The organism is Lactobacillus nasalidis (assembly GCF_016587775.1).
In the GTDB taxonomy this organism is placed as follows: Bacteria; Bacillota; Bacilli; order Lactobacillales; family Lactobacillaceae; genus Lactobacillus; species Lactobacillus nasalidis.
Window position 1 is genome coordinate 1 of the sequence record NZ_BOCG01000487.1, and the last position, 7,185, is coordinate 7,185.

The 7,185-nt window shown below is 54.6% G+C and carries 7 protein-coding genes; 4 read left to right on the forward strand and 3 right to left on the reverse strand.

The features are described from left to right. The 3 genes from lacNas_RS09320 to rpsD all read right to left on the reverse strand — a co-directional run. Positions 1-1,237 (reverse strand): replication-associated recombination protein A (locus lacNas_RS09320; protein ID WP_201346805.1); only part of this gene is annotated, 1,237 nt, incomplete at its 3' end. Continuing rightward, a complete protein-coding gene (locus lacNas_RS09325; RefSeq protein ID WP_201331550.1) occupies positions 1,234-1,701 on the reverse strand; it encodes a YueI family protein in 468 nt (155 codons plus the stop codon). The genes lacNas_RS09320 and lacNas_RS09325, both read right to left, overlap by 4 nt. 121 nt (positions 1,702-1,822) lie before the next feature. Then, the gene (gene rpsD, locus lacNas_RS09330; RefSeq protein WP_201331551.1) at positions 1,823-2,434 is read right to left on the reverse strand and encodes a 30S ribosomal protein S4; all 612 of its coding nucleotides are present in this window, start codon (positions 2,432-2,434) and stop codon (positions 1,823-1,825) included. Positions 2,435-2,728: 294 nt separating this feature from the next. Here rpsD and ezrA point away from each other — a divergent pair, with 294 nt between their 5' ends. The 4 genes from ezrA to lacNas_RS09350 all read left to right on the forward strand — a co-directional run. Beyond that, positions 2,729-4,447: a septation ring formation regulator EzrA gene (ezrA, locus tag lacNas_RS09335; RefSeq protein WP_201331552.1), complete on the forward strand. Its 1,719-nt coding sequence runs from the start codon at positions 2,729-2,731 to the stop codon at positions 4,445-4,447. An 86-nt stretch (positions 4,448-4,533) separates the two neighbouring features. After that, a complete protein-coding gene (locus tag lacNas_RS09340; protein ID WP_201331553.1) occupies positions 4,534-5,691 on the forward strand; it encodes a cysteine desulfurase family protein in 1,158 nt (385 codons plus the stop codon). Between the two features lie 2 nt (positions 5,692-5,693). Continuing rightward, positions 5,694-6,911: a tRNA uracil 4-sulfurtransferase ThiI gene (gene thiI / locus lacNas_RS09345; RefSeq protein ID WP_201331554.1), complete on the forward strand. Its 1,218-nt coding sequence runs from the start codon at positions 5,694-5,696 to the stop codon at positions 6,909-6,911. Continuing rightward, positions 6,911-7,185: S4 domain-containing protein (locus lacNas_RS09350; RefSeq protein ID WP_280515441.1), on the forward strand; the 275-nt coding region annotated here is incomplete at its 3' end. The genes thiI and lacNas_RS09350, both read left to right, overlap by 1 nt.

A 7,185-nucleotide genomic window follows, 5' to 3' on the forward strand; every position in this document is an offset into this window, starting at 1 on the left:
CAAAGCGGCTTTCGCCCTTAGGTGAGAAATACTGCCGGCCGCGCAGGCGGTCGGGCAGGTAGGCCTGGGCGACCCAGTCGCCAGGATAGTCGTGGGGGTAGAGGTAGCCGTAGCCGTGGCCCAGCTTGCCGGCGCCCTGGTAGTGGGCGTCTTTCAAGCGGTCGGGGATCTGTCCGACGTTGGTGTCGCGGATGTCGCTCATGGCGGCATCGATGGCAGAGATGGCCGAATTGCTCTTTGGCGACAGGCAGAGTTCGATTACGGCATTGGCCAGGGGAATCCTGGCTTCAGGCAGGCCCAGTTGCTGGGCCGTCTGAACGGCCAAAACCGCCCGCTCGCAGGCTGGCGGGTTGGCCAGACCAATGTCTTCATAGGCAATGACGCTCAGGCGCCGGCAGATGGAGACCAGGTCACCGGACTCCAGCAGGCGCCCCAGATAGTGCAGGCCCGCGTCAGTGTCTGACCCGCGGATTGACTTTTGAAAAGCCGACAGCAGGTCGTAATGGCCGTCGCCGTCCGCGTCAAAACTCTGGATTTTCATCTGCAGGGAGTCGGCCATGTCGTCCAGGGTGACCGTGAAGCTGGAGGCGTCTTTTCCTTCGTCTTCCAGTTCCTGCTTGGTCGACAAGACGGCCAGTTCCAGGCTGTTCAAAGTGGCCCGCAGGTCGCCGTTGCCTTTTTGCGCTAAAAAGCTGGCCGCTTCGTCCGTCAGCTGGGCATGGTATTTGCCCAGGCCGTTTGTTTCATCGTCCAGCGCCCGCTTGATGGCAGTCAGGATTTCTTCTTCGCTGAGGGGCTTCAGTTCAAAAATCTGGCAGCGGGACCGGATGGCCGGCGAAATCGCCAGATAGGGGTTTTCGGTCGTGGCCCCGATCATGATGATCTGTCCTGATTCCAAAAGCGGCAGGAGAAAGTCCTGCTTGACCTTGTTGAGCCGGTGGATTTCATCCAGCAGCAAAACGACCGTGCCGCTCATCTTGCCCTCAGCCGCGACTTGGGAAAGCTCCTTTTGCCCGTCCGTGGCCGCGTTGAGCTGGCGGAAGGCATACTTGCTGCTGCCGGCGATCGCGCTGGCAATGCTGGTCTTGCCGATGCCCGGTGGGCCGTAGAGGATCATTGACGAAAGCTGCCTGGCTTCAACCATGCGGCGGATGATCTTTTTAGGGCCGACCAGGTGCTGCTGGCCGACGATCTGGTCGATGGATTGCGGCCGCATGCGGTAGGCCAGCGGCTTCATTGCTTGCCTCCGAAGAGCTGCTTCCAGAAGCTTGTCTTCTTTTTAGCTGCCGGCAGTTCCTCAGCCGGCAGGGGCGGGGCATAGACCTGGTTGATCTCTACGCGCATGCGGTTGATAGCTTCCTTGCTGACGACCAGAATGGCTGAATCGTCATCTCCGGTCCGGGCGGTTTCATCGTTGACCAGGCGAAATTCTGTCTGCTCCTTGCTGGCCCGGCTTTCAATCTGGCCGACAAAGGCCGGGTTAGGGGTGTTGGCGTTGATCAGGATGGTGTAGCCGTGGTAGTCAGCGAAATGGTCCATAAAAAGTTTGGTCAGGGCCGGATCCGTTGCTTCCTTGATGCTCATGCGCACGAAAACCCGCTCTCTTAAAGAGCCCAAGAAGCGCCGCCGCTCGTCTGGCCGGGTCTGCGGGGTGATGCCGCTGGCCGCGTTTTCGACTCTTTTTGCTAAATCTTCAGTCATAAGTCGCAGTCCTTTCTGAGAAAAATGCTGATTTATAAACTATACGATATTATAACCGATTTGCCAGGGCAAGAAAAAAGCCTTTCCCAAAAATGGGAAAGACTTTGAAGCCAATTTGAAATTACAGCAACTTGTTGTAGTATTCAACAACCAGGGCTTCGTCAATTTCTGGTTCCATTTCGTCACGTTCTGGGAAACGAACCAATTGACCTTCCATCTTGTCTTCGTCAAATGAAACAAATGATGGACGTGAAGCAACAGCTTCCAAAGCGTCCTTAACTTGTTGCAGGTTCTTTGACTTTTCCTTCAAGCTAATGGTTTGGCCAACCTTAACTTCGTATGAAGGAATGTCAACACGCTTGCCGTCAACAGTGATGTGGCCGTGGTTTACCAATTGACGAGCTTGTTCACGGGTAGTAGCCAAGCCAAGACGGTAAACAACGTTGTCCAAACGACGTTCAAGCAAGATCATGAAGTTGGTACCGTGTTGGCCTTCACGGATCTTACCAGCGCGGGCAAACAAAGTACGGAATTGGCGTTCGTTCAAACCGAACATCCAGCGCAGCTTTTGCTTTTCGTGCAATTGCATGCCGTATTCTGAAAGACGGCCGCGTTGGTTAGGACCGTGTTGACCTGGAGCGTATGAACGACGAGCAAGTTCCTTGCCAGTGCCTGACAAAGAAATACCCAATCTTCTTGACCGCTTCCAACTTGGACCAGTGTATCTTGACATATAAAATTCCTCCAATAAAAATAATAAAATTGTTGGAGTAAAATATCACAATATAAGCTCAACATTCGTGCATCTTGAGTTTACATTTTCGCCCGTGCAGCGTGGGTTACTCGTTCACTAAACGTCCCAAGATGTTGACGTTCTTGTCGCTTATGGCTGCAAATATTTTACACGTTGACCATTATAAGTGCTTCTAGTTCAGAAATCAAGAAAAAAACACAGAAAGTCTTGTAAAAGGCGAAATATTTTAGACGCTAGTTTGGTATAATTGATCTTAGTTCGGAGGAGAAAGATATGTCATCTACACAATCTCTACTACTCATAACCCTAATTATCGCAATTATTGTGATCGTGATGGCCATGCTCTTGGTCAACCGCCGCCAGTTGCGGGAGATCGAGCAGCTGGACAACGATCTGGGCAACATGGAAGACCTTCACCTGGAACGGGCCATCGGCAAACTCGACCAAATGGAACTGGCCGGCGAAAGCCTGGCCACGCTGAACACTTGGAAGAAGAGCTATCAAAAGGCCGCGGAACTGTTTCCGGAAATTCAGCGCCTGATCGAAGACGGCGCCGATGAGAACGCCCGCTACCGCTTGGTCAAGTCCCACCAAAGCATCAAGCAGGCCCGGGAACTGGTCGACTCAGTGTCTGAAGACGTCAAGAACTCTTCTGACGTTTTCACGCAGCTTTTGGAATCAAACCGGGAAAACAAGGCGCAGTATGATGAGCTGATGCAGAGCTACCGGGAGATCCGCAAGGAGATTCTGGCCGATTCCTTTGACTACAGCGTGGCTTTGGATGAAATTGAAAACAGCCTGTCGGCCATGGAAGAAGATTTCGCTGAAGCCAAGAACCTGTCGGCCCAAGGCGACCATGTCGAAGCCAAGCGCGTTTTGTCCAAGATCCGGTCGGATTTGACCGGCCTGCAAAAGAAGCTGCCGGAAGTCAAGGAAGACCAGCACAACCTGCAGACGGTCTTTGCCGACCAGCTGACGGAGATTTCCTCGGCCTACAAGCAGATGCGCGACGAAAAGTACGGCTTCGGCAGCCTTGACGTGCTGCTGGAAATCAAGCAGAGCAACGACCAGATTGACCGCTCGCTGGCGGCTTTGGCCAAGCTGGATCTGGAAGAAACCAGCAAGGGCATGAAAAAGGTTGAAAAAGAAATCGACACCCTTTACGCCATCCTGGAAAAAGAATACAAGGCCAGACCCTTCGTTGAGAAGAACCGCGACAAGCTGCAGCCCCTGCTGACCCACCAGCAGACCGTCAGCCAGCAGCTCATCAAGAAATTGCGGCACATCGACGAAAGCTATGAACTGACGCACGGCGAACTGGATGAAAGCCGGGAGCTGGAGCGCGAAGTGCACAAGATGGATTCTGACTACATCAGAGCCAGCCAGAGGATTGCCGACGGCCGCGCGGTCTACTCGGACGTCCAGGATGACTGGGTCAGAATCCTCGGCCGCCTGCAGGAAATCGGCAAGCGCCAGCAGGAACTGTCTGAGGCCGTTGACGGGCTCTATGAGGCTGAAGAAGTGGCCCAGCGGTCGATCAAGGAATTCAAGCAGCAGGTTTCCCTGCTTTACCGGCACCTCAGCCGGCAGAATCTGCCAGGCATTCCGGAAGGCTTTTTGCAGATGTACACCCTGGTCATCAACGAGATCAGCAAAACCAGCGGGGAATTGAACCAGGTCCGGATCAATATGGAAAAGATTTCCGAAGAACTGGTGCAGATTTCCGATGACGTTGACCGCCTGCAAAGAGAAGCCGACGACATCATCAGTTCGGCCAACCTCTTTGAGCTGACCATGCAGTACTCCAACAAGTTCCTTGATTCAGAGGCAGTCGTGCGGGCCCGCAGGAACGCCATGAAGCTGTATGAGCGCGACTACAACTACAAGGATGCCCTGGACACGATCGCTACAGCGGTTGAGCGGGCAGAGCCGGGCAGCTACCAGCGGATCGAAAATTCCTACTACCAGGAACAAAAAGAGCTGATTGATTGAAGTTGATCGGCTTTTGGACTAAAATTAAACATTATTGAAATTAAGCGGTCATTGTAAGTGGCCGCTTTTTTAAGGAGCAAGAATCAGTGATTTATTTTGACAACAGTGCCACGACCAGGATGGCACCCGAAGCATTGGAAACTTACAGCCAGGTTGTCAGCAAGGTCTGGGGCAACCCTTCCAGCCTGCACAAGCTGGGCGACCGGGCCCACGGCCTGCTTGAGGCTTCCCGCAAGCAGATCGCGGAATTGATGGGCGTTAACACCGATGAAATCTACTTTACTTCCGGGGGGACCGAGTCCAACAACACGGCGATCAAGGGGACTGCCTGGGCCAAGCGGGAATTCGGCAAGCACATCATTACCTCTTCGGTTGAGCACGCTTCCGTAGCCAACGCTTTTACAGAGCTGGAAAACTTGGGCTTCCGGGTAACCCGCCTGCCAGTTGACAGCGAAGGCCGGGTCAATCCGGAAGACCTGAAGCAGGCTCTGGACGCGGACACGACTTTGGTTTCCATCATGGGCGTCAACAATGAAATCGGTACGATCCAGCCGATCCGGGAAATTTCCGAAATTTTGGAAGACTACCCGAACGTCCACTTCCACGTCGACAACGTCCAGGCCTTGGGCAAGGGGATCTGGGACCAGGTCTTCACGCCGCGGGTCGACATGATGAGCTTTTCCGCCCACAAGTTCCATGGCCCGCGCGGCATCGGCATCCTCTATAAGAAGCGCGGCCGGATGCTGATGCCTTTATGCGAGGGCGGCGGCCAGGAAAAGGGCCTGCGCAGCGGTACCGAAAACCTGGCAGCGATCGCGGCCATGGCCAAAGCCACCCGCCTGCTTTTGACCGGCGAAAGCGAAAAGGCCGGCCGGGAACGGGCTATTAAGGAAAAGATCAGCAGCTATCTGGCAGGCAAGCCGGGCATCCACATCTTCTCGCCGCTGAAGGACGACTTTGCCCCGCACATCCTCTGCTTTGCCCTGGAAGGCATCAGAGGCGAGACTCTGGTCCACACCCTGGAAGAGCAGGAGATCTACATTTCTACCACCTCTGCCTGCGCTTCAAAGAAAGCCGATGAAGCCAGCACCCTGGTGGCGATGAAGACGCCAGATCCGATTGCCACCAGTGCCGTCCGCCTCAGCTTTGACGAGAGCAACACCCTGGAAGAAGCTGACGAATTCATCGCTGCTTTTGACAAGATTTACCAGCATTTTGCCAAGATCAACCACTTAGGAGAATAAATTTGCAATACACAGAAATCATGATTCGCTACGGCGAACTGTCCACCAAGGGCAAGAACCGGAAGGACTTCATCAACCGTCTGGCCAGCAACGTTCAGAAGGTGCTCCGCGACTTCCCGGATTTGAAGATTCAGACCCACCACGACCGGATGCACATCCTGCTGAACGGGACGCCTTTTGAAAAAGTCGACGACCGCTTGAAGGTGGTTTTCGGCATCCAGACCTACTCCCCGGTCGTCAAGACGGAAAAGAGCCTGGAAGCAATTGAAAAGACTGCTTTGGAACTGATGCAGGCTACTTACAAGCCGGGGATGACCTTCAAGGTCAACACCCGCCGCAGCGACCACAAGTTCATCTACGACACCAACCAGCTGAACCAGCTGGTGGCGGACTACCTGTATAACCACATGGAAGGCTTGCAAGCAGAAATGAAGCACCCGGACATGGTCCTGCTTTTGGAAATCCGCCAGGACGGCGCCTACATTTCCAACCAGCTGCTCCGCGGGGCCGGCGGGATGCCGGTTGGCACGGCCGGCAAGGCGGTGATGATGCTGTCGGGCGGGATCGACTCTCCGGTAGCTTCCTACCTGGCCATGAAGCGGGGCGTGAACATTGAAATGGTTCACTTCTTCTCGCCGCCATACACTTCAGAAAAGGCTCTGGCCAAGGCCAAGGAACTGACCAGCATCTTGGCCAAGTACAGCGGCCGCATCAACTTTATTGAAGTGCCGTTTGCTGAAATCCAGGAAACCATCAAGGAAAAGCTGCCGGAAGGCTACCTGATGACCGTGCAGCGCCGCTTCATGCTGCGGCTGGCTGACATCATCCGGGAAAAGCGGCACGCGCTGGCCATCTTCAACGGGGAATCCGTTGGCCAGGTGGCTTCCCAGACCCTGGAATCCATGGCAGCCATCAACGACGTTACGACCACTCCGGTTTTGCGGCCGGTGGCCACGATGGACAAGAATGAAATCATCGCCAAGGCCGAAGAAATCGGCACTTTTGATCTGTCCATCCAGCCGTTTGAAGACTGCTGCACGATTTTTGCCCCGCCGCGTCCAAAGACCAAGCCAAAGATCGACAAGGCGCGCGAATACGAATCCCGGCTGGATGTTGACGGCTTGATCGAGCGGGCCTTGGCCGGCGTCAAGATCACGCCGATCTACCCGGGCCAGGAATTCCTCAACGACCTGGCTGAAGAAGACGCGGACCTGCTCTAATGCTGCGGCTGGACAAATTTTTGGCCAACATGAACGTCGGCTCGCGTTCCCAGGTTCATGAAATCATCAAGCGCGGCCGGGTAACGGTAAACGGGAAAGTCTGCCGGTCAGCCAAGCAGAAGGTGCAAGAGAATGCCGAGGTGGCAGTTGACGGCCTTCCGGTCAGCTACCAGCAATACCACTATTTCCTGCTCAACAAGCCGGCCGGCGTTTTGTCGGCAACTGAAGACGCCCGGCAAAAGACGGTGCTTGACCTGCTCAAAAAGCAGGACCG